The 21,552-nt window shown below is 64.8% G+C and carries 20 protein-coding genes; 15 read left to right on the plus strand and 5 right to left on the minus strand.

What is annotated here, in order from left to right:
• Nucleotides 1–32 precede the first annotated feature (32 nt).
• From ACE10X_RS34120 to ACE10X_RS34135, 4 genes are all read left to right on the plus strand, one after another.
• On the plus strand, nt 33–1,304 hold the full coding sequence (locus tag ACE10X_RS34120) for a cytochrome P450 (RefSeq protein WP_038386274.1): 1,272 nt from the start codon (nt 33–35) through the stop codon (nt 1,302–1,304).
• A gap of 94 nt (nt 1,305–1,398) precedes the next feature.
• A complete protein-coding gene (locus ACE10X_RS34125; protein ID WP_304557406.1) occupies nt 1,399–2,412 on the plus strand; it encodes an IS5 family transposase in 1,014 nt (337 codons plus the stop codon).
• A 304-nt stretch (nt 2,413–2,716) separates the two neighbouring features.
• Nucleotides 2,717–3,991, plus strand: a complete 1,275-nt coding sequence (locus ACE10X_RS34130; RefSeq protein ID WP_038386273.1) for a cytochrome P450 — start codon at nt 2,717–2,719, stop codon at nt 3,989–3,991.
• Nucleotides 3,992–4,093: 102 nt separating this feature from the next.
• Nucleotides 4,094–5,941: a bifunctional 2-polyprenyl-6-hydroxyphenol methylase/3-demethylubiquinol 3-O-methyltransferase UbiG gene (locus tag ACE10X_RS34135; RefSeq protein WP_244435880.1), complete on the plus strand. Its 1,848-nt coding sequence runs from the start codon at nt 4,094–4,096 to the stop codon at nt 5,939–5,941.
• A gap of 438 nt (nt 5,942–6,379) precedes the next feature.
• Here the strand turns inward: ACE10X_RS34135 and ACE10X_RS34140 are convergent, their stop codons facing one another.
• Nucleotides 6,380–6,889: a MarR family winged helix-turn-helix transcriptional regulator gene (locus tag ACE10X_RS34140; RefSeq protein ID WP_028342477.1), complete on the minus strand. Its 510-nt coding sequence runs from the start codon at nt 6,887–6,889 to the stop codon at nt 6,380–6,382.
• Between the two features lie 106 nt (nt 6,890–6,995).
• Between ACE10X_RS34140 and ACE10X_RS34145 the strand changes: the two genes are divergently transcribed.
• Both ACE10X_RS34145 and ACE10X_RS34150 read left to right on the plus strand, forming a co-directional pair.
• A complete protein-coding gene (locus ACE10X_RS34145) occupies nt 6,996–7,895 on the plus strand; it encodes an alpha/beta fold hydrolase (protein ID WP_038386271.1) in 900 nt (299 codons plus the stop codon).
• A gap of 69 nt (nt 7,896–7,964) precedes the next feature.
• The gene (locus ACE10X_RS34150; protein ID WP_038386270.1) at nt 7,965–8,768 is read left to right on the plus strand and encodes an isocitrate lyase/phosphoenolpyruvate mutase family protein; all 804 of its coding nucleotides are present in this window, start codon (nt 7,965–7,967) and stop codon (nt 8,766–8,768) included.
• 83 nt (nt 8,769–8,851) lie between these two features.
• Here ACE10X_RS34150 and ACE10X_RS34155 read toward each other — a convergent pair whose 3' ends face one another.
• Both ACE10X_RS34155 and ACE10X_RS34160 read right to left on the minus strand, forming a co-directional pair.
• On the minus strand, nt 8,852–9,805 hold the full coding sequence (locus tag ACE10X_RS34155) for an ABC transporter substrate-binding protein (RefSeq protein WP_038386298.1): 954 nt from the start codon (nt 9,803–9,805) through the stop codon (nt 8,852–8,854).
• A 179-nt stretch (nt 9,806–9,984) separates the two neighbouring features.
• Entirely contained in the window at nt 9,985–11,703 is a 1,719-nt protein-coding gene (locus ACE10X_RS34160) for an adenylate/guanylate cyclase domain-containing protein (protein WP_038386269.1), read from the minus strand.
• A 367-nt stretch (nt 11,704–12,070) separates the two neighbouring features.
• On the opposite strand from ACE10X_RS34160, the gene ACE10X_RS34165 reads away from it, so the two are divergent.
• Nucleotides 12,071–12,631 (plus strand): thiamine pyrophosphate-binding protein, encoded by a 561-nt coding sequence (locus tag ACE10X_RS34165; protein WP_085970709.1) that lies wholly within the window; start codon nt 12,071–12,073, stop codon nt 12,629–12,631.
• The gene (locus ACE10X_RS34170; protein ID WP_038386268.1) at nt 12,631–13,224 is read left to right on the plus strand and encodes a thiamine pyrophosphate-dependent enzyme; all 594 of its coding nucleotides are present in this window, start codon (nt 12,631–12,633) and stop codon (nt 13,222–13,224) included. Before ACE10X_RS34165 ends, ACE10X_RS34170 begins: the two co-directional genes overlap by 1 nt.
• Nucleotides 13,225–13,237: 13 nt before the next feature.
• On the opposite strand, the gene ACE10X_RS34175 is transcribed toward ACE10X_RS34170, so the two are convergent.
• On the minus strand, nt 13,238–14,161 hold the full coding sequence (locus ACE10X_RS34175; RefSeq protein WP_028334965.1) for a LysR substrate-binding domain-containing protein: 924 nt from the start codon (nt 14,159–14,161) through the stop codon (nt 13,238–13,240).
• Nucleotides 14,162–14,361: 200 nt separating this feature from the next.
• On the opposite strand from ACE10X_RS34175, the gene ACE10X_RS34180 reads away from it, so the two are divergent.
• From ACE10X_RS34180 to ACE10X_RS34205, 6 genes are all read left to right on the plus strand, one after another.
• Nucleotides 14,362–15,531, plus strand: a complete 1,170-nt coding sequence (locus ACE10X_RS34180) for an acyl-CoA dehydrogenase family protein (RefSeq protein ID WP_304556756.1) — start codon at nt 14,362–14,364, stop codon at nt 15,529–15,531.
• 11 nt (nt 15,532–15,542) lie between these two features.
• Entirely contained in the window at nt 15,543–16,640 is a 1,098-nt protein-coding gene (locus ACE10X_RS34185) for a CaiB/BaiF CoA-transferase family protein (RefSeq protein WP_038386265.1), read from the plus strand.
• 242 nt (nt 16,641–16,882) lie between these two features.
• Nucleotides 16,883–17,737 (plus strand): MaoC family dehydratase N-terminal domain-containing protein, encoded by an 855-nt coding sequence (locus ACE10X_RS34190; RefSeq protein ID WP_304556759.1) that lies wholly within the window; start codon nt 16,883–16,885, stop codon nt 17,735–17,737.
• Nucleotides 17,738–17,840: 103 nt separating this feature from the next.
• Complete coding sequence (gene hisC, locus ACE10X_RS34195) at nt 17,841–18,893, plus strand: histidinol-phosphate transaminase (protein ID WP_304556761.1); 1,053 nt, start codon at nt 17,841–17,843, stop codon at nt 18,891–18,893.
• A gap of 95 nt (nt 18,894–18,988) precedes the next feature.
• Complete coding sequence (locus ACE10X_RS34200) at nt 18,989–19,621, plus strand: MBL fold metallo-hydrolase (protein WP_375763426.1); 633 nt, start codon at nt 18,989–18,991, stop codon at nt 19,619–19,621.
• On the plus strand, nt 19,621–20,172 hold the full coding sequence (locus ACE10X_RS34205; protein WP_304556765.1) for a hypothetical protein: 552 nt from the start codon (nt 19,621–19,623) through the stop codon (nt 20,170–20,172). The genes ACE10X_RS34200 and ACE10X_RS34205 overlap by 1 nt, the downstream gene beginning before the upstream one ends.
• A gap of 119 nt (nt 20,173–20,291) precedes the next feature.
• On the opposite strand, the gene ACE10X_RS34210 is transcribed toward ACE10X_RS34205, so the two are convergent.
• The gene (locus ACE10X_RS34210) at nt 20,292–20,891 is read right to left on the minus strand and encodes a VOC family protein (protein ID WP_375763427.1); all 600 of its coding nucleotides are present in this window, start codon (nt 20,889–20,891) and stop codon (nt 20,292–20,294) included.
• A 113-nt stretch (nt 20,892–21,004) separates the two neighbouring features.
• Here ACE10X_RS34210 and ACE10X_RS34215 point away from each other — a divergent pair, with 113 nt between their 5' ends.
• Nucleotides 21,005–21,505 (plus strand): helix-turn-helix domain-containing protein, encoded by a 501-nt coding sequence (locus ACE10X_RS34215; protein ID WP_038386256.1) that lies wholly within the window; start codon nt 21,005–21,007, stop codon nt 21,503–21,505.
• The last annotated feature ends 47 nt before the right edge of the window (nt 21,506–21,552 follow it).

A 21,552-nucleotide genomic window follows, 5' to 3' on the forward strand; every position in this document is an offset into this window, starting at 1 on the left:
CCCCGGCAGCTCAAACGGTTGAGGAGCCGCTCATGCACGGGACCATCGATCTCGTCGACAACACGAATCTGGACGCCGCACGCGAACGCGCCAACACGCTTGCGCTGGCGGATTACGATCCCGGCAATCCCGAGCTGTTCAAGACCGATACCTTCTGGCCGTATTTCGACCGGCTGCGCCGCGAGGATCCGGTGCACTATTGCAAGGACTCGATGTTCGGTCCGTACTGGTCGATCACCCGCTACAACGACATCATGGACATCGAGACCAACCACTCGGTGTTCTCCTCGGCGGCCTCGCTCGGCGGCATCACCATCCGCGACGTGCCGCCGGATCTGCGCCGCGAAAGCTTCATCGCGATGGACCAGCCGCGCCATTCCGCGCAGCGCAAGACCGTGGCGCCGATGTTCACGCCGACGCACCTCGACGAGCTCGCCACCAACATCCGCAAGCGCTCGACCGAATGCCTCGACAATCTGCCGCGCGGCGAGGTGTTCGACTGGGTCGACAAGGTCTCGATCGAGCTGACGACCCAGATGCTCGCGGTGCTGTTCGACTTCCCCTGGGAAGACCGCCGCAAGCTGACGCGCTGGTCCGACGTCGCGACCACCCTGCCCGGCGCCGGCGGCCTCGTCGCCACCGAAGACGAGCGGCAGGCCGAACTGATGGAATGCGCGAGCTATTTCGCACGGCTGTGGAAGGAGCGCGCGAGCCAGCCGCCGAAGAGCGATCTGCTCTCGATGATGGCGCACAGCGACGCCACGCGGAACATGGACCCGAAGAACTTCCTCGGCAACCTGATCCTGCTGATCGTCGGCGGCAACGACACCACGCGCAACACGCTGTCCGGCAGCATCTATGCGCTGAGCAAGCATCCGGAGCAGTACCGCAAGCTCAAGGAGAACCCGGCGCTGATCGACAGCTTCGTGCCCGAGGTGATCCGCTGGCAGACGCCGCTCGCCCATATGCGGCGCACCGCGCTCGCCGACTACGAGTTCCGCGGCCGCCAGATCAAGAAGGGCGACAAGGTGGTGATGTGGTACGTCTCGGGCAACCGCGACGAGGAAGCGATCGAGAAGCCCTACGAGTTCCTGATCGACCGCGCCCGGCCGCGCACCCACATCTCGTTCGGCTTCGGCATCCACCGCTGCGTCGGCCTGCGGCTTGCCGAGCTGCAGCTCAAGATCATCTGGGAGGAGATCCTCAAGCGCTTCGACACCATCGAGGTGGTGGACGAGCCGCAGCGGGTGTATTCCAGCTTCATCAAGGGCTACGAGACGCTGCCAGTGCGCATCGCCGCCTGACGCGTGGAAGGTTTACCCCCTCTCCCGCTTGCGAGGGCTTTGCGCAAAGGCGAATCTGCGATTCTCTAGGACCGATCTGAAGGGGGAGGCGGGGATGGCGTATCGGCGGGTTGGTCAAGCGAGCTTCGCAGATGCGCTGGTGTCGCGGCGGGGGAAAGGGAGTTCGGTGCTGAGGCGGATTGGCGAGCTGGTCGATTGGGCGGCTGTGGAGTGCGTGCTGCGCAGCCTTGCTGAACCGGAGCGTGGAGCGCCGCCCTATCCACGGCTGGTGATGTTCAAGGCGTTGCTGTTGCAGCAATGGTATGGGTTGTCTGATCCGGAGCTGGAGGAGGCGCTCGATGATCGGGCCTCGTTCCGCGAATTCTGCGGCTTTGTGCTCGGTGACGAGACGCCCGACCACACGACGATCTGGCGCTTCCGCGAAGCTTTGCAGCAGGCCGCTCTGGAGGAGAGGCTGTTCGGCGAGATCCTGCGCCAGATCGACGCGCGCGGGCTGGTGCTGCGCCGGGGCACCTTGATCGATGCGAGCCTGATCCCGGCGGCGGTGAAGCCGCCGAAGCCGCCGAAAGACCCGCTGCCGCTCGGCCCGGACGGCCGTGCGCCGAGCAAGCTGGTCAACAGCGAGCGGGATGCGGATGCGCGATGGACCAAGAAGGGTGGCAAGCGGTACTTCGGCTACAAGGCGCATGTCGGCGTCGACCAGGGCTCGGCGATCATCCGTCGCAGCAAGCTGACCGACGCCGCGGTCAACGACACGGTGCCGGCCGACGAGTTGATCTGCGGCGACGAGAAGGCGGTCTACGCCGACCAGGCCTATGACAAGCACGAGCGCCGCGCCCTCCTCGCGGCCCGGGGCATCAAGCCGCGGCTGATGTTCCGGCCCAACAAGCATCATCCCCTGACCGCGCGTCAGAAGCGCTTCAACGACGCCGTGGGACGGCGCCGCGCCCCGGTCGAGCAGGTCTTCGCGCGCCTCAAGGGCGTCTATGGCTGGGCGCGCGCTCGCTATCTGGGCTTGGCACGCAATCAGACCCATCTGCATCTTCTCTGCCTCGCCATGAACCTCAAACGATGGGCAATGCTGCGTCCAGCGGGAGTTGCGCTGTGACCGCCGCTCCGCAATGCCGTCAATCGGCCGCCCAAACCAAGCTGTCCACTCCCCCGCGCCCCCAGAAGCCACGCAAAAAAAGGCCTGACACTGGCCTGCACTCGCGCACGCCCGATTGCGCAAAGCCCTCGCTTGCGGGGGAGGGCTGGGGTGGGGTGTCGCCGCAAGTGACACTCTTCGTGTGGAGAAAGCCCCCACCCGCATCGCATCTTCGATGCGATGCGACCTAAGAGCGAGCTTCGCTCGTCTCGACCGCCGCAAGCGGGAGAGGTGGAAGTCAGAACATTCACTGGAGCTAGCTGAGATGAACGTCCAGACCGCCATCCTTGCCGACCGGGCCGAGCTGCTGCGCCAGGCCCGCGAGGAAGCCTATTCGACACCGCTCAAGGATTTTCATCCCGGCGCGCCAAAGCTGTTCCAGAACGACACGCTGTGGCCGTGGTTCGAGCGGCTGCGCAAGGAAGAGCCGGTGCACTACTGCACCAATGCGCCGATCGAACCCTATTGGTCTGTCGTGAAGTACAACGACATCATGCATGTCGACACCAGCCACGGCATCTTCTCCTCGGACTCCACGCTCGGCGGCATCTCGATCCGGGACGTGCCGCCCGGCTACGACTATCCGAGCTTCATCGCGATGGACCAGCCGAGGCACGCCCATCAGCGCAAGACCGTGTCGCCGATGTTCACGCCCACGCATCTCGACGAGCTGGCAAAGCTGATCCGGCAACGTTCGGCCAGCGTGCTCGACAATCTGCCGCGCAACGAGACCTTCAATTTCGTCGAGCGCGTCTCGATCGAATTGACCACCCAGATGCTGGCGACGCTGTTCGACTTCCCCTGGGAGGAGCGGCGCAAGCTGACGCGCTGGTCCGACGTCTCCACCGCGCTGCCGAAGAGCGGCATCGTCGAGTCGCCGGAGCAGCGGCGGCAGGAGATGGACGAGTGCTACGCCTATTTCTCGAAGCTCTGGAACGAGCGCGTCAACGCCCCGCCGCGCAACGACCTTTTGTCGATGATGGCGCATAGCGACGCCACGCGGCACATGGACCCCGATAATCTGATGGGCAACATCATCCTGCTGATCGTCGGCGGTAACGACACCACGCGCAACACCATGAGCGGCTCGGTGCTGGCGCTGCACGAGCACCCCGACCAGTTCCAGAAACTGAAGGAGAACCCTGCGCTGATCGACACCATGGTGCCGGAGGTGATCCGCTGGCAGACGCCGCTGGCGCATATGCGGCGCACCGCCCTTCAGGACACCGAGATCGGCGGCAAGACGATCAGGAAGGGCGACCGCGTCGTGATGTGGTACGTCTCCGGCAACCGCGACGACGAGGTGATCGACCGTCCGAATGAGTTCATCATCGACCGGCCGCGGCCGCGCATCCACCTGTCGTTCGGCTTCGGCATCCATCGCTGCGTCGGCATGCGGCTCGCCGAGCTGCAGCTTCGGATTGTCTGGGAGGAAATGCTGAAGCGCTTCGACCGTATCGAGGTGGTCGGCGAGCCGAAGCGGGTCTATTCCAGCTTCGTCCGCGGCATCGAGAACCTGCCGGTGCGGATCCCGGGCTGAAGCCTAGATTGTCCTTGGCCACAAGCGCGATCGGCCCTATGTCTTTGCCGGGCGTGGGGGGTTGATGCACCGCGTCTTGCAGTCTGGGCCAGTTGACGGAACATGAACCGAAAAGAACGGCGTGCGGCTGGTAAGCGACGGGACGAGTCCGCCAAGAACGCACCAGCCGTCGCCTCTGCAGGCGTCAGCATTGCCGATCTCGCCGCCGAGGCCAGCCGCTTCTACGGGATGCGCCGCTTCAACGAGGCGCACGAGATCTGCCGGCAGATTCTCGCGCGCGAGCCTGGCCATGTGCAGAGCCTCAATCTCCTCGGCCTGATGGCGCAGGCATCCGGCGATCATCGGGCTGCCGCCAAGGCGTTCGCGAAGGCGATTGCCGCGGACGAGGTGAACGCCGCCTGCCACTACAACGCCGGCAACTCCTACCAGGCCCTGGGCAATCGCAGCAAGGCGGCCGCGCATTTCAGCAAGGCGCTGGCGCTCGGCATGGATGCGAAGGCCGTCGGCTTCATCCTGCAAAGTCCTGTCGTCACCAGCTATGTCGGGCGGATTGCAAGCAAGTGGCCGCTGCCGGTGGCAAGCTCCGAATTGTTCGGCAGCGAGGGCGTCGCGCCGCTTGCGCGCGACCTGTTCCTGCGCTCGGCGATGGAAGCGACGACGCTGGCAAGCATGCAGCTCGAGGTGCTGCTCGGATATGCGCGGGCCGAGCTGCTGCGGCTTGGCGGCGAGCAGGGCTTGGATGATGGTGACGTCGACGACGATGTCTTTGGCTTTGCGTGCGCGCTCGCCCGGCAGTGCTTCATCAACGAATATGTCTATGCGCAGACCGAGGCGGAAAGCGAGGGTGCCGGCGCGCTGCGCGATCGATTGCTGCAGGACCTGGCATCAGGCACCGTGATCTCGCCGCTCACGCTGGCCGTTGTCGCCGCCTACTTCCCGCTTCACGCCTTGCCGACGGCGGACGCGCTGCTGCGCCGGGATTGGCCCGCGACTGTCGCCGGCCTGTTGCGGGTTCAGCTTCGCGAACCGCGCGAGGAGATGGAAGAGCGCACCGCCGTTGCGACGCTCACACCGATCAAGAACAGCGTGTCGGTCGACGTGATGCGCCAATACGAGGAAAATCCCTATCCGCGCTGGACCGTCAACCCGCTGACGGCCTTCGCCGCCGATCGGGCGCGGGGACGAACCGTCGCGAGCGCGGAGCAACAAGCTGAACGGGATATCCTGATCGCCGGTTGCGGCACCGGCTCGCACGCGATTCAGATCGCGCAGGTCTATCCCAACGCCCGCTTGCTCGCCGTCGACATCAGCATGACCAGCCTCGCCTATGCGCGCCGCAAGACGCGGGAGCTCGGCTTGCGCAACATCGACTATGCCCAGGCGGACATCCTGGAGTTGGGCTCGATCGATCGCAGCTTCGACAGCATCGAGTCGGTCGGCGTGCTGCATCATCTTGCCGAACCCTTGGCCGGCTGGCGCGTGCTGGTCTCGCTGCTGCGGCCGGGCGGCACGATGCGCATCGGGCTCTACAGCAATCTGGCGCGCCGCGTCATCGTCGAGGCCCGCGATCGCATCGCGGCGTGCGGTTATCGCGCCACCGCCGACGACATCAGACGCCGCCGGCAGGACATCTTCCGCGAAGCCGACAAATGGAAACCGCTGATCGGCGCCAAGGATTTCTACAGCATGAGCGGCTGCCGCGATCTGCTGTTCAACGTCATGGAACACCGCCTGACGATTCCGGTGATCGCGGCATTCCTCAGCGAGCACGGCCTGACGTTCCAAGGCTTCGAGCCGTTTGACGATCCGGCGGTGCTCGAACAATTCCGCAAGACGTTTCAGGGCACGGCCGACGAGACCAATCTCGATCAGTGGCACCGCTTCGAGGTCGATCACCCCGAGACGTTCTGGGACATGTACGTGTTCATGGTGCAAAAGACCGGGCCCTGACGGCGAGGCGCTAGAGCATGATAACGTTGAATCGAACTGGCGACTGCGCATGAACTGCGCTCCCTCTCCCGCTTGCGGGGGAGGGCTGGGGTATCGCCGCGAATCCCACCGTGGAGAGAGCCCCCACCCGCCGCGCTCAGGCGCGCAAGAGCGCTGCCGCGCGCGTCGGCCTCCCCCGCAAGCGCAGGGCTATCGCATTTCGTGGCGGTGCCCTCGTGGCCATCCTTCGAGACGCCCGCCTTCGGCGGGCTCCTCAGGATGAGGTCTTGTTTTGCGGCACAATAGTAGACCCTCATGGTGAGGAGCGCCGCTTGCGGCGCGTCTCGAACCACGAGGCCAAGCACTTGCGCGGTCGCCAAGGGGCATATGCGCCTACCCGCAAGCGGGAGAGGCCAAGCGAGTCTGCGGTTCGGCCGATTCAACCAAGATTTTCGCGCGCTAGCGCGCGTGCTGGCCCTTGCTGGTCGGCAACGGGCAGTTGGTGCAGACCCGGTCATCGCACATCCGGCAGATCGTGAAGCGGTCCATCTCGGAGGTGTCCTGCCTTGCCAGCAGCTCGCGGATCAGCGTTGCAAGCTGCTTCCTCTCCGTCGACGATAGCACGTCCAGTAGCGACGTCACGGCGGAAATCCGCGACGCCAAAAGCTCGTTCCGGGACGCGGCGCCTGACGCCGTCAGGTGCAAGGCGACCTCGCGGCCGTCCTTGCCCGCCCGGCGTTCGACAAGCCGATCCGAAACCAGCCGATCCACCAGCCGGACCGTTCCGGAGTGCGACAGGCCGAGGATCCGCCTCAGCTTGTCGTTGGTCATGCCCTGGCCATAGCCGATGACGATCAGCGCCGCGGGCGTTTCGCCGCCGCGGCCGACCACCTCGCGCGCGCCTTGCTCGATGCGATCCATGACGGCGAGCGACAGCGCGCCCAGCAGATTGGCGATTCCGTTTTCCATGCTGGGAATAATATGTGCGCTGCGCACAAAAAACAACTTGACCAGATATGTGTGCTACGCACATATTTAGCCAGGGGAGCAACGACGACAACAATGGAGAGCAGCGATGAAGACCCGAAGCGCCGCACTGGCAACGCCTGACGCATCCGGCAGCGAGCCCGCCCTGAAATACGTGCAGGCCAACGGCGTGCGGTTTGCCTATCTCGAACAGGGCAGCGGGCCGCTTGTCATGTTCATGCATGGCTTTCCCGACAATGCCTGGTCGTACCGAAAGCAGCTGCAGGTGTTCGCGGATGCCGGATATCGCGCAGTCGCGCCGTTCCTGCGCGGCTACGCGCCGACCGAGATTCCCGCCAACGGCATTTTCGATCCGATCGCGCTGGGCCAGGATCTCGAAGCGCTGATCGCGGCGCTGAGCGACGACAGACGAGCCTACGTCGTCGGCATGGATTGGGGCGGTACGTCGACCTTTCAGGCGCTGGCCACGGCGCCGTCGGCGATCAAGGCCGCGGTGGTCATGAACACCGCGCACCCGATCACAATCCCAAGCCTCAGGAGCGATCCCAATGCCGTTCGATCGGTCTTCCATGTCTATTTCTTTACGGTGCCTGGCGCTCACTCGGCGGTCAACATCGAGGGACTTCCCTTCGTCGACTACCTTTGGAAGTTGTGGTCGCCGACCCTGCAGAACGATGAGCATCTCCGCTCGGTCAAGGAGACGCTCAGCTCTCCCGGCACCATGAAGGCGGCGCTGAAATACTATAACGGCTTGGTCGATGCGGGCGTTGCGGGCCGGTTGCCGATCAACGACATGCATACGCCGACGCTGACGATCTATGGCGGCAACGATCCGACAGTACGGTATTCGATCAAGGAAGAACCGCTCTTCAAGGGACCACATCGGCGCGTTGTCCTGCCCGATGTCGGACACTTCCCGCATCTCGAGCGTGAGGCCGAGGTCACCGGCCTGATCATGGACTGGTTCACCACGCACGCCGCCGACTGAGCGCCCGCGCCGCGAGCAGCGGCCGCGTCCGTCATGAATTTTTAATTTCTCCGAGAAGGAGTGCGCGCAATGGACGCCACGACACAGCAGCAATACGCCGAAGCGTTTCACCGACTTCACAAGCAGGGCGATCCGCTCATCCTGTTCAACGCCTGGGACGTCGCCACCGCCAAAGCGATCGCAAAGGCCTCACCGGCAGTGGCGACCAGCAGCGGCGCGGTCGCGGCCGCACTCGGCTACGCCGACGGCGAAAATGCCCCGCTCGAGATGGTGGAAGGCCTGGTCTCGCGGATGACCGCGTCGGTCTCGGTTCCGGTATCGATCGATCTCGAGGCGGGATATGGCGACACTCCGGATGCCGCCGCGCATTCGGCGGCGAGGATCCTGAAGGCCGGCGCGATCGGCATCAACATCGAGGACGGGCTTGTCGGCGGAAAACGGCAGCTCGTCACTCCGGAGCAGCATGCCGCGAAGATCACGGCGGTGCGGGACGCCGCGCAACAACTCGGCGTTCACCTCTTCATCAATGCGCGAACCGATCCGTTTCTGCTGAAGTTCGGCTCGCCCGAGCAATGCCTGAATGAGGCGGCGAGGCGCGCAAAAGTCTATGCCGATGCCGGCGCTGACGGAATTTTTGTGCCGGGGCTCACCGAGCTTTCGCTGATCGAGAGGTTCGTCCAGCTGACGCCGCTGCCCGTCAACATCATGGTGACGCAAGGCGTGCCCGAAATCCCGGAACTCGCCCGTGCCGGTGTTCGCAGGGTGAGCCTTGGGCCGTGGCCGATGATGGCGGCAATGCGCGTCATCGGACAGGCGGCAGCCGCGGTCGCCGCGAGCAAGCAATACGGCGCGTTTCTACAGCCCAACGGTTGAGTCCGTGAGCGCAGGCGATGGCACGGTCCGGCCGGACCATTCAGTTCGTGCCGGCCGGACTACCGGATTCATGAACGAATTAGTCACTCGATCACTTCGTCTGCGCCGCTGACGACTGAAGCAGAGAACTCGTGACCGAGCAGTTTGGCGGTCTTCAGGTTGATGACGAACTCGACCTTGGTGACCAGCTGGACCGGAAGATCGGCAGGCTTCTCACCCTTCAGAACCCGGCCGGCGTAGACGCCCGCGCGTCGATGCGACTGCACGAAATCTCCGCCATAGCTCATCAAGCCTCCGGCCGTCGGGAAATCCCGGGTCTGCGTGATTGCGGGCACGCGATACTTCAGTGCGAGATCGGCCAATCGCCGGCTGCGAAATGCAAAATAGGGATCGGAGGTGAAAACGAGCGCGTTTGCCGACTCTCTCGCTACCGAAGAGAATACGGACTCGAACTCGTCCTCCTTGCTTGCCCGCAATATCTGCAGATGGACCCCCAAAGTTTCGGCGGCGGCCTGAAGCCTCTGCAGTTGCGAGCTGGCGGTTGGACTTGTCGGGTTGGTCACGACCCCCAACGTTGTCGCCGCCGGCAGGAGTTCGTGCATCAATTCGAGCCGCTTCGGCGACACGTCGACGCTCAGGCTCGAAACTCCCGTGATGTTGCCTCCCGGCCGCGACAGGCTGTCCACCACACCCAGCTGAACGGGGTCGCCGCCCATCTCGAAGACGATTGTCTTGGTGACGCCGGCAGCCTTGGCGGCAAGGGCGACGGGCGCGCCGCCGGGCGCCACCACCACATCGACGTTGCGCGCGATCAATTCGCCGGCCAGCGCGGGTAACTGGGCATATTGCCCATTGGCCCATCGATACTCGATCGCGACATCGCGGCCCTCGACAAAGCCGGCTTCACGAAGTCCCTGATGGAAGGCCTTCAGCCGGCTGCCAAACAACTCCGGCGATTCCGGGCAAAGGTAGCCGATCACAGGCATCGACGGCTTCTGCGCGTGCGAAGATGTGGTCCAAGCCGCGGCGGCGGCCATCAACAACAGGACCTCACGCCGGCCGGCGCGTCCGTGCGATGTTGCTGCACCAGAGTGAGCGCAACTCATGCTCTATCGATCCGCTGGCATTCGCCGTCGGCGGAAGTATATCCCACGATCCGAAACCAGTCGCCAATGGACTGCACCGAACCGCTCCTCGCGGCATCGGCCGACGCACATCAAAACGATATTCCGAACACCGGAATGGCGTCATCGAAGCCCTTGATTTGTCGACTCCCGATATCCTCCAGGGAGCGCTTGCCTCTCACGCTAGCGGCGGTCCCTGCGTCCATCAGGATTTCCCGATCTGCGGCAGATGCGCACAGGCGGGCGGCGAGATTCACGACACTGCCGATGGCCGTGTAATCGAGCCGGTCGTCGTAGCCGATCCGCCCAACCGTCGCCGATCCGCTGGCAAGCCCTATTCCAAAGCCAACTTGATAGCCCCGCGACCGCCAGCCGCCGATCAGGCCCTGCACGCGCTTCTGCATTTCGGTCGCAAGGTCGACGGCTCTCAGCGCCGGTTCCTCGACCGGCACGGGTGCGTTCACCAGCACCATCAGCCCGTCTCCCGAGAAGCTGATGAGCGTTGCTTCGAACCGCGCAATGACCCTGCCCAGAACCTCATAATATTCGGACAGCACGCTCATGACTTCCTCGGGAGTGACGCCCGCGGAAAACGCAGTGAACCCGCGCAAGTCACAGAACACAACGACGACGTCGGTGCGGCGGCCATCCAGCACGCTGTCATCGCCGGCGCGATCGACGAGATCGGCGACTTGAGGCGCGAGAAACCGCTTGAGCTTCGCGATCCGCTCCTGGTGCTGCTGCGCCAGCGCGAGCTCGCCGGCCATCCTGTTGAAGCTGTTTGCCAGACGCTGAAATTCGTCCCCGGTCTGGATCGCAATGCGGTGCTCGAACGATCCGGCGCCGATCCGCTCGGTCCCCTCCTCCAGCAGCCTGATCGGCTCGGTCATCCGGTGCGCGAATGCATAGGCGAGCAGCCCTGCAAATACGGTGCTGCCTGCGAGAAGCACTGTCGTCCGTCGCAACGCGGCATAGATCGGGGCGTAAGCCTCGGAGAGCGGCTGCGCCACCACGACGGTCCAATCGGGACCCGCCACAGGAGCCGCGCGGGCAGCAACCCGACGCCCCTGTCCGTCCCGGCCCGTTGCAAAGCCCGCTCCCGGGCCGATCGCGTCGCGTATGGCGCGAAACGGCTGAGAGGTTGTTTCTTCCAGCCCGCGGAGCACAAGGCTGATGTCGGGATGGGCAATGAGACGGCCCGGCCGGTCCAGCACGAAGGCGAGGCCGGTCTCTCCCACCTTGATCGCCGATACGACATCCCAGATCAGCTTGAGATTGACTTCGGCGATGACTGCGCCGACCGCGGATCGGTTACCCACGAGCGCAATGGTCAAATACGGTTCCGAGCCTCTGTTGTAGCTGACATCGCTGAACCAAACCTGGCGCGCGTGGGCGCCAGCCAACGCAGGTTCAGCCGATCGGTCGGTACGACTTTCAATTCGATTGAGACCAACCCGTGAGACGTAGAGACGCTCCAACCCATTGTTGTCGATGAGTGTCAGGCTGACGACGGCCGGCGCTTGACGAAACAGACGCAACGCATCGGTTCGGCGCCCCTCATCGGCCTCGTCGGTCCAGGGAAGTTGGACCAGCCAGCCAAGCTGGCTTGCGATGTCGGAGATGAAGTTATGAATTTCAGCGGCCGCGGAAGTCGCCTGAACACCAAGCAACTGGTCCAGCCTTGCGCGCTGATCGCGGTAACCGAACCAGGCCTCGATCGACCCGTTGACCACGAGCGGAAGCGCGACGGCCAGGAACAGTCCGAGAAAATACTTTGGGAAGAGGCCGCGAAACCGATCTCGGACAATCATGCCCTGATCCCTGAAAATGCGACGGATCTATCGATATGCGAAATGGGCCTTGAAAATGAAGCCCCGGCGCCGCCGCCAACCGGCATCTTCTAGCATAGAGCGTCGTTTTGGGCCGTAATGGGGCTGTCGTTCGACCCGGCCAAGGGACGCAGTCGGCTCCGGCCGCCATTGCGCTTGCGTTGGCCCTGCAAAACCTTGGCCCTATAAAATTCCGGCATAGCTGGGCGAGCCAGATGCGAAGAGAATTAAGCCCCCGCTTGTCCTAAGCCTATCGGTGTGAGGACGCGCCAATGCGCGTCCCTTATATTGACGCGTTTTTCTTCGCGAACCGGTACCCGGTTCGTTCGAAAACGCTACCGCCGAGGCCATGATGGACCAGATTGCCGTTCACCAGGACAGCGCGACCAGCCGGGACTGGCCGGTTGCGATCTACCGCACGCTGAAGAGCTTTGGCGTGGCGCAGGTGTCCTACGTCCCCGATGCGGGACATTCCAAGCTGATCAAGCTGTCGCACGCCGATGCCGACATCAAGACCACGGTGCTGACGACCGAGGAAGAGGGCGTGGCGATGGCGGCCGGCGCCTGGCTCGGCGGCGATCGCGCGGTGCTGTTGATGCAGTCGAGCGGCGTCGGTAATTGCGTCAACATGCTGTCGCTGATGGCGAGCTGCCGCTTCCCGCTGCTGACGCTGGTGACGATGCGCGGCGAATGGGCCGAGTTCAATCCCTGGCAGATTCCGATGGGCCGGGCGACGCCGCAGGCGTTCGAGATCATGGGCACCACCGTGCTGCGGCTGGAGAACCCTGATGATGCCGAGGAGGTGATCTCGGCAGCCGCCTCGCTCGCCTATGACGGCGACCAGCAGGTCGCGGTGCTGATCTCGCAGCGCATGATCGGCCGCAAGAAGTGGACCAAGGAGACGCACTGATGTCGGCATCAACAGGCACTCTCGATCGCCGCGCCGCCGTGAAGGCGCTGCTTGCCGACCGCGGCGAGCTGCTCGTGATCTCCGGGCTCGGCTCTTCCTCTTACGATTTGTTCGACGCCGGCGAGCATCCCGGCAATTTCTATCTGTGGGGCGCGATGGGCGGCGCGGCGATGGTCGGGCTCGGCCTCGCGCTGGCGCAGCCGAAGCGCCCGGTGCTCGTGATCACCGGCGACGGCGAGCAGCTGATGGGCATCGGCAGCCTGCTGACGATCGCGACCAAGCAGCCCGGCAATCTCTCGATCGCGGTGCTCGACAACGGCCATTTCGGCGAGACCGGCATGCAGCCGAGTCATTCCGGCCTTGGCGCCAGGCTCGAGGTGATCGCTGATGGCGCGGGCATCGGCAATGTCTCCGAGATCGCCGACATGGCCGGCATCGAGAACTTCCGCAACCGCCTGCGCGATCTCGGCGGCGGCCCGCGGCTGGCGCGCATTCGCATCGCTGCCGGCGAGGTCGAGCGCGCGCTGCCGCCGCGCGACGGCACCTATTTGAAGAACCGCTTCCGCGGCCATCTCGGCTTCAAGGTGAGCTGATGCGAAGCCGCGCTCAGGCGAGCTGGATATCCCAGAGCCCCTCGGCGCGCAGCGCGGCGACCTCGTCGCGCAACAGCTTCGCGATCAGCGTCATCGCGTTGGAGCCGGGATGCTCGACTGGCGAGGCCAGGGTCAGCTCGCGCCGCGGCGCCGGCCGCGCGATGGCGGCGGTCTCGAGCCGGCCCTCCGCCACCTCGGCGCGGACCGAGGACGGCGGCAGCAAGGTATATCCGAGCCCCTCCTCGACCAGGCTGGTCAGCACGCGAAACGAATCCGCCTCGAGCTTGACGTCGAGATCGATCTTCTTCTTGGCCGCGGCATGTTCGAGCAGCGCACGGAGGCCGTGCGAGTGACTTGGCAGCACCAGGCGCTGGCGCATCAGCCAGCCGAAGTCGACCTGCTTCTTCGGCTTCAGCCCGCTGCCGCGCGGGCCGACCGCGACGATACTGTCGCGGCCGAGGCTCTGCACCGCCAGATGCAGATCGACCGACGGCCCATAGATCACGGCAAGGTCCATCTCGCCGCGATGCAGCCACTCGATCAGATGGCCGCTGTAGCTCTCGACGATGCAGAGCGAGATGCCGGGATAGCGCTCCACCGTGCGCCGCGCCAGCCGCGCCGACAGCACGCAGCTCACCGTCGGCACCAGCCCGAGCACGACGCGCCCGGACGGTGCGCCGCCGGCGGACTGGATGTCGTCGCGGATCTGGTCGATCTGCCGCACGATACCGCTGGTGCGCGCCAGCAGCAGCCGGCCGGCGTCGGTCAGCACCATGCCGCGGCCGTTGCGCGTGAACAATTCGGTGCGCAGCTCGTGTTCCAGCAGCTTGATCTGCCGGCTCAGCGCCGGCTGCGCGACCCGCAAGGTATCGGATGCCTTGCTCAGGCTTCCGAGTTCCGCGACGCACGCAAAGGTCCTAAGCTGGCGGAAATCCATACTTGCCAATCCTGGAAGGCAGGTTCATACGCTATAACAAAACAGCATAGGGAGTTTACCGGGGCCCCACAACAGCGGGCGTTTCGTCCGTACGAGCATGATCCGGAAAAGTGCGAAGCGGTTTTCCGAAAGAGATCATGCTCAGACAACGAGCTAAAGCGCATCGCGCTTTTGGCGCAACCTCTCGGCAAGACAGAACAATGACCGCACACGATCAGAACATCGACGACCATTCCGACATCCGCGACGCGGTGGCAAAACTCTGCGCGCAGTTTCCCGGCGAATACTGGCGCAAGCTCGATCGCCAGATGGCCTATCCGAAGGAGTTCGTCGATGCGCTGACGGAGGCCGGCTATCTCTCGGTCCTGATCCCCGAGGAATATGGCGGCGCCGGCCTGAAGCTGTCCGCCGCGGCGGCGATCCTGGAAGAGATCCAGCGCGCCGGCTGCAACGGCGGCGGCTGCCACGCCCAGATGTACACGATGGGCACCGTGCTGCGGCACGGCAACGACGCGCAGAAGGCCAAGTATCTGCCGAAGGTCGCGACCGGCGAGTTGCGGTTGCAGGCGTTCGGCGTCACCGAGCCGACCAGCGGCACCGATACCTCCTCGCTGAAAACCTTCGCGCGCCGCGAGGGCGACCACTACGTCGTCAACGGCCAGAAGATCTGGACCAGCCGCGCTGAATATTCCGACCTGATGATCCTGCTCGCGCGCACCACGCCGAAGGAGCAGTCGAAGAAGCGCACCGACGGTCTCTCGGTGTTCATTGTCGACATGCGCGAGGTGAAGGGCAAGGGGCTGGAGATCCGCCCGATCCGCACCATGATGAACCACGCGACGACCGAAGTGTTCTTCACCGACATGAAGGTGCCGGCGGAGAATCTGATCGGCGATGAAGGCAAGGGCTTTCGCTACATCCTGTCCGGCATGAATGCTGAGCGCATCCTGATCGCGGCCGAGTGCGTCGGCGATGCCAAATGGTTCATCGCCAAGGCGACCAACTACGCCAAGGAGCGCAGCGTATTCGGCCGGCCGATCGGCCAGAACCAGGGCATCCAGTTCCCGATCGCAAAGGCCTACGCCTCGATGCGCGCGGCGGAATTGATGGTGAAGGAAGCCACCCGCAAATATGAGGCCGGTCTCGACTGCGGCGCCGAGGCCAACATGGCCAAGATGCTGGCGGCCGATGCCTCCTGGGAAGCCGCCAATGCCTGCGTGCAGACCCATGGCGGCTTCGGCTTCGCCGAGGAATACGACGTCGAGCGCAAGTTCCGCGAGACCCGGCTCTACCAGGTGGCGCCGATCTCGACCAATCTGATCCTGTCCTACGTCGCCGAGCACGTGCTCGGCATGCCCCGCTCCTACTGAGTTGCTTGAACATGCTGCCGCTTGAGGGATTGACCGTCATCGCCGTCGAACAGGCGGTTGCCGCGCCGTTCTGCTCGTCACGCCTCGCCGACGCCGGCGCCCATGTCATCAAGATCGAGCGACCCGAGGGCGATTTCGCCCGTGGCTACGACGCCGCCGCGAAGGGCCAGAGCAGCTACTTCGTCTGGCTCAACCGCGGCAAGGATTCCGCCGTGGTCGACCTCGCCACCAAGGAAGGCCGCGCGCAGCTCGAGGCCCTGATCGCCGGCGCCGACGTGCTGCTGCAGAACCTCAAGCCGGGCTCAATGGACAAGCTCGGCTTTTCGCGCGAGCGGCTGCGCAAGGCCTATCCGAAGCTGATCATGTGCACGATCACCGGCTATGGCGACACCGGGCCCTATGCCGACCGCAAGGCCTATGACCTCCTGATCCAGGCCGAGAGCGGCCTTGCCTCGATCACCGGCGGCCCCGAGGGCGCCTCGCGCGTCGGCATGTCGATCGTCGACGTCGCAACCGGCGCCACCGCGCATGCCGCGATCCTCGAGGCGCTGATCGGCCGCGGTCGCACCGGAGACGGTGCCGACATCCGGATCTCGATGTTCGACGTGATGGCCGACTGGCTCACGGTGCCGCTGCTCAATGCCGAGGACGGCAAGTCGCCGAAGCGGATCGGCCTCGCCCATCCCTCGATCGCGCCCTATGGCGTGTTCCGCTCGAAGGACGGCAAGGAGATCCTGATCTCGATCCAGAGCGAGCGCGAGTGGAAGACACTCTGCGCCAAGGTGCTGGGCCAGCCCGGCCTGCCCGACGATCCGCGCTTTGCCAATATGGTCGAGCGCGTGCGCAACCGCGCCGTCACCGACCAGATCGTCAGCGACAGCTTCGGCAAGCTCACGCGCGAGGAATTGCTGGCGAAGCTTGCCGAGGCCGACATCGCCTTTGCCGAGGTCAACAGCATGGACGACCTCGCGAAACATCCGCATCTACGCCGCGTCGAGGTCGACACGCCGAACGGCAAGGTCAGCTATCCGGCGCCGGCCGCGATCGTGGTCGGCGAGGACAGGCACTACGGCAAGGTGCCCGCGATCGGCGAGCGCATTAAACGTTAGGCTGCAATGAGATCAGGCGCGATCGCAATCAAGAACGAGCTGCGCCCCCTCTCCCGCTTGCGGGGGAGGGTTGGGGTGGGGGTGTCACCTCACAGGGACTCTTCAAGTGGAGAGAGCCCCCACCCGGATTGCATCTTCGATGCAATCCGACCTCCCCCGCAAGCGGGAGAGGTGGACCTTGCATGCCGCGCGAGCAATTTGAACATGCATCATCGCACTCACCTCCTCCCGGAGACAACCTCATGACCGACAAACTTGACCTCGATCATCTCCGCCAGTGGATCGGCCGCAGCACGGAGGCCTCCGACGTCGTCACCAAATATCTCGTGATGGGGCTGCGCGCGACGCTGTTCCAGGAGATCGGCGAGCCGAAGGCCGGTGACGCCGCGCCGTGGACCACGCATTGGTGCCTGGCGCAGCCGGTGTTTCCGATGTCGCAGCTTGGCCCCGACGGCCACCCGACCCGCGGCGGCTTCCTGCCGCCGGTGCCGCTGCCGCGGCGAATGTGGGCCGGCGGCGAGCTCGAATTCTCCGACAGCTTGCGCATCGGCGATGAGGCCAAACGCACCTCGAAGATCGCCGACGTCACGGTCAAATCGGGCTCGACCGGCACGCTGTGCTTCGTCTCGGTCAATCACGAAGTGACGACGTCGCGCGGACTTGCGGTGCGCGAGCGGCAGGACATCGTCTATCGCGAGATGACGAGCACGCAAGGCGCAGCGCCTGCCAAGGCGCCGCCGCCTCCGCCGGCCGCGCAGCATCGCGAGAGCCACGTCTCCGACCCGGTGCTGCTGTTTCGGTACTCGGCGCTGACCTTCAACGGCCATCGCATCCATTACGACCGCGACTATGTCACCAAGGTCGAGGGCTATCCGGGCCTGATCTTCCACGGCCCGCTGCAGGCTTCCTTCATCGTCGAGTTCGCCGCCAGGCTGCGCGGCGGCAAGCCACCGAAGAAGCTCACCTATCGCGGCGTGCAGCCGCTGTTCGAGGGCAGCGAGTTCTCGATCAATGCCAGCGACAAGGATGGCGGCATGGAGCTGTGGACCGCGAATGCCGAGGGCCAGCCGACCATGAAGGGCACGGCGACCTGGTAACGCGCGAGCGCGACGCGTGTCATGATGTGAGGGAATAAAGAGGCGCTTTCATTAGCGCCTCGTATTCCCTATTGTGATCGCGTTCATCCCTGGATCGCAGATCATGAGTCGCTTCTGGAGTTCGGTCGTCCACAATCTTTCGCCCTACGTGCCCGGCGAGCAGCCGAAGATCGACGGCCTCATCAAGCTCAATACCAACGAAAATCCCTACCCGCCGTCGCCACGCGCGGTGGCGGCGATCACAGCGACCACGGATCGCCTGCGGCTCTACCCGGATCCGCGCGCGACCGCCCTGCGCGAGGCGATCGCGAGGCGCTACGGCGTCACGGCGGACGAGGTGTTCGTCGGCAACGGCTCGGACGAGGTGCTGGCCCACGCGTTCCCGGCGCTGCTGAAACACGATGCGCCGCTGCTGTTTCCCGACATTACCTACAGCTTCTACCCGGTCTACTGTCGCCTCTATGGTGTCAGCTACGAGCAAGTGCCGCTCGACGCCGTGATGCGCGTGCAGCTTGCCGACTACCGGCGGCCCGGCAGCGCCATCCTGCTGTGCAACCCCAACGCACCGACCGGCACCGCGCTGCCGCGCGCCGCGATCAAGGCCCTGCTCGCCGAACATCCCGACCGGCTGGTGGTGGTCGACGAAGCCTATGTCGACTTCGGCGCCGAGAGCGCCGTGCCGCTGGTCGCGCGCCACGACAATCTGCTCGTCATCCAGACGCTCTCCAAATCGCGCGCGCTGGCCGGCCTGCGGGTCGGCTTCGCGATCGGCCAGCGCCCGCTGATCGAGGCGCTGGAGCGGGTGAAGGACAGCTTCAACTCCTATCCGCTCGATTGCCTCGCGATCGCGGGCGCGGTCGCCTCCATCGAGGACGAGGCGTGGTTCGAGGAGACGCGGCAACGCATCATCCGGAGCAGAGAGGCGCTGGTCCGCGGCCTCATTGAGCTGGGCTTCGAAGTGCTGCCGTCGCAGGCGAATTTCGTGTTCGCCCGCCATCCCAGCCATCGCGGCACCGACCTCGCCGCGAAGCTGCGCGAGCGCGGCGTTTTGGTGCGGCATTTCCAGAAGCCGCGGATCGAGGACTTTTTGCGCATCACGGTCGGCACCGACGATGAGTGCGGCCGCCTGATCGGCCTGCTGCGCGGCATGGTCTGATAGCCGTTCACCGACGACGCAACTTGCGATCGACGGCGCCAACCTGCATAGTGACTGCGCGACAGGATGGCACCGTTCTCCGGGAAGGAGCGGTCATGCGATTTGCGATCGGCGATGCGACCGTCGACGTCATCGTCGACGACGATGATTTCGGCCTTCCGCTCGCCGAATTCCTGCCCGGATACGATCGCGGCCTGATCGAAACACATCGCGCCACGCTGGAGCCGGTGTTTATCGACCTCGCCCGGGGCCTCGCGAAACACGCGATCCAGAGTTTTGTGGTGCGAACCGGCGGCCGAACGCTGTTGATCGACGCCTGCATCGGCGAGCACAAGGACATCCCCGAGATCCCCGCCTGGTATCGGCGGCGCGGCAGCGGCTTCCTCGATCGGTTGCGCGCGTGCGGCGTCGACCCGGCCGGCATCGACGTCGTATTCTGCACCCATCTGCATGTCGATCACGTCGGCTGGAATACGCGCCAGGACAGCGGCCGCTGGCAGCCGACCTTTCCCAACGCGCGCTATCTGTTCGGCCGCCGCGAGTTGGCCGACTGGATGACGCAGCATGATGCCGAGCGTGCGCCGCCGATCCACGCCCGCGCCCTGGAGCAGAGCGTCATACCGATCGTCGAGGGGGGCCGTGTCGATCTGGTCGACGACGGCCATCAGTTGGGACCGGGCTGCGGCTGGTCCCGCTGCCGGGCCACACCAGCGGCCAGATGGGGCTGATGGTAGACTACGCACAACATCGCGCGATCTTTTGCGGCGATGCCGTGCACAACCCGGTGCAGATCTTCCAGCCCGATCTGTCGACATCATCCTGTGCCGACCCGCAGCTCGCGGGCGAGACGCGCGCGAAGGTCCTGGCAGAGGCGGCGGACAGCGGCCGTCTCGTCATACCGGCCCACTTCCGCGGCCCGCGCTGCGCCCATATTCGTCGAGACGGCGGGCTACGCACCGGTGTTCGATGCCCGGCATTGGTAAGATTCAACACCCAGCGCCGCGGCTCACCAGGTGAAGACCGGGCGTATCATCCAGTTCATTGGAACCGAAACCCGGCTTGCGCGTTCCCCGCCCTGACGGAGGACGCCATGCTTAGAGACGAACAGGTCGCGGTTCTCTGCGACATCGCCCAATCGATTGCCTTCGCCGACGACGTGCAAGGCGAGGTCGACCGGCTGATCAGGGAGGGATACGTCGCCAAGGACGGCGACCTCTACGAGCTGACGCCGAAGGCGGAGAAGGTTTTGTCCGAGCGCGGCGCCTGCCTCAAGGCGTGACGCCGCCTACTCGGCCGGCGTACACCACGCCCCGGCAGCCTTGACGCCGATCGCGGCGGTCTGTTCGCAAAACTGCGCGATCGATCGCGCCGCCATGACGGACACTCCTGTTTGATCGCTCACTCCGGCAGCGGCTTGCCGGCCTGTTCGCGCGCGATGTAGTCGGCGTACCAGTCCGGCCAGTTCGCATCGTGGCCGCCGGTTCGCTTCTCGTGCTCGCCATGGGCTTCGGCTGCGCGCCGGAGCGCCGCGGCAAGATCAGCGGATGAAGCGAATGTCGTGCTGCTTCCGTCGACGCGACCGGGCAGACGCTGCGTCACCTGCTGGAGCAGCCAAACATTGCCGTCGGGATCGTTGAAGGTGGCGAGCGAACCGTAGCTCGGCCGCTCCGGATCGGGTCCCTTGATGCGGCCCTCCGCCCCGCGATGAAACACCTCGCTGACATCGACGCCACGCGCGATCAGGTCGGCACGCGCCGCCTCGATGTCGTTCACGATCAGGAAGCGCGGCAGCGCGGATCCCTTGTCGAGATGGATCGAGGTCGGCGAGCCCGGCGGCGTCAGCTGCAGCGCCCGGGATCCGTCCGCCCGGACGAAATCGGCGTCGAGCCGCCAGCCGAGATTTTCATAGAAGCGCTTGGCCCGGTCGACATCGGACACGGGAATCACCACGACCTCGAGCTTCATGTCGATACCCGGTTTCCTGCTTTCGGTACTCATAGCGCGCTCCTTGAAATGTGAGGGACCGGGCCGGAAACGCCCGTTGCACCCACATTGACGATAGCGCATATTGCTATGAATATCATAGTAACAATGCAGATGAAGAAAACGTGATGGCAAGGCCAAAGGGCAATGACCAATCGCTGTGTCCGGTGGCGCGCGCTGAGACCGCGGTGGGCGATCGCTGGACCGTGCTGGTGCTGCGCGAGCTGTTCGCGCGCAACCATCGCTTCGAAGAGATTCAGGCCTATACGGGCGCGACCCCGCAGATGCTCACCGCGCGGCTGAAGAAGCTGGAGGCGGACGGACTGGTGACGCGGCGCGTCTACAACAAGCGTCCGTTGCGCCACGAATATCATCTGACCGAGAAGGGCGCGGCGTTCTTCCCCGTCATGTTCGCGCTGCGCGCCTGGGGCGAGACCTGGTGCAAGTCACCCAGGGACGGTCTTTCCATGAACTATACGCACCTCAGCTGCGGCAAGCCGGCGGGGCTCGGTCCGGTCTGCCAGTCCTGCGGCAAGCCGCTGCATTGGGCGGACATGGTCGCGGAGCGAACGCCCAAATATCAGAGAGAGCGTGATGCGCGATGGGAGGCCTTCAAGGCGGCCCGCTGAACGCACCGACCCCGCCGGCGCAAGCGAACAATGCCCGTTCGTACCGT

The organism is Bradyrhizobium sp. Pha-3, assembly GCF_042258325.1.
Lineage (GTDB): Bacteria > Pseudomonadota > Alphaproteobacteria > Rhizobiales > Xanthobacteraceae > Bradyrhizobium > Bradyrhizobium elkanii.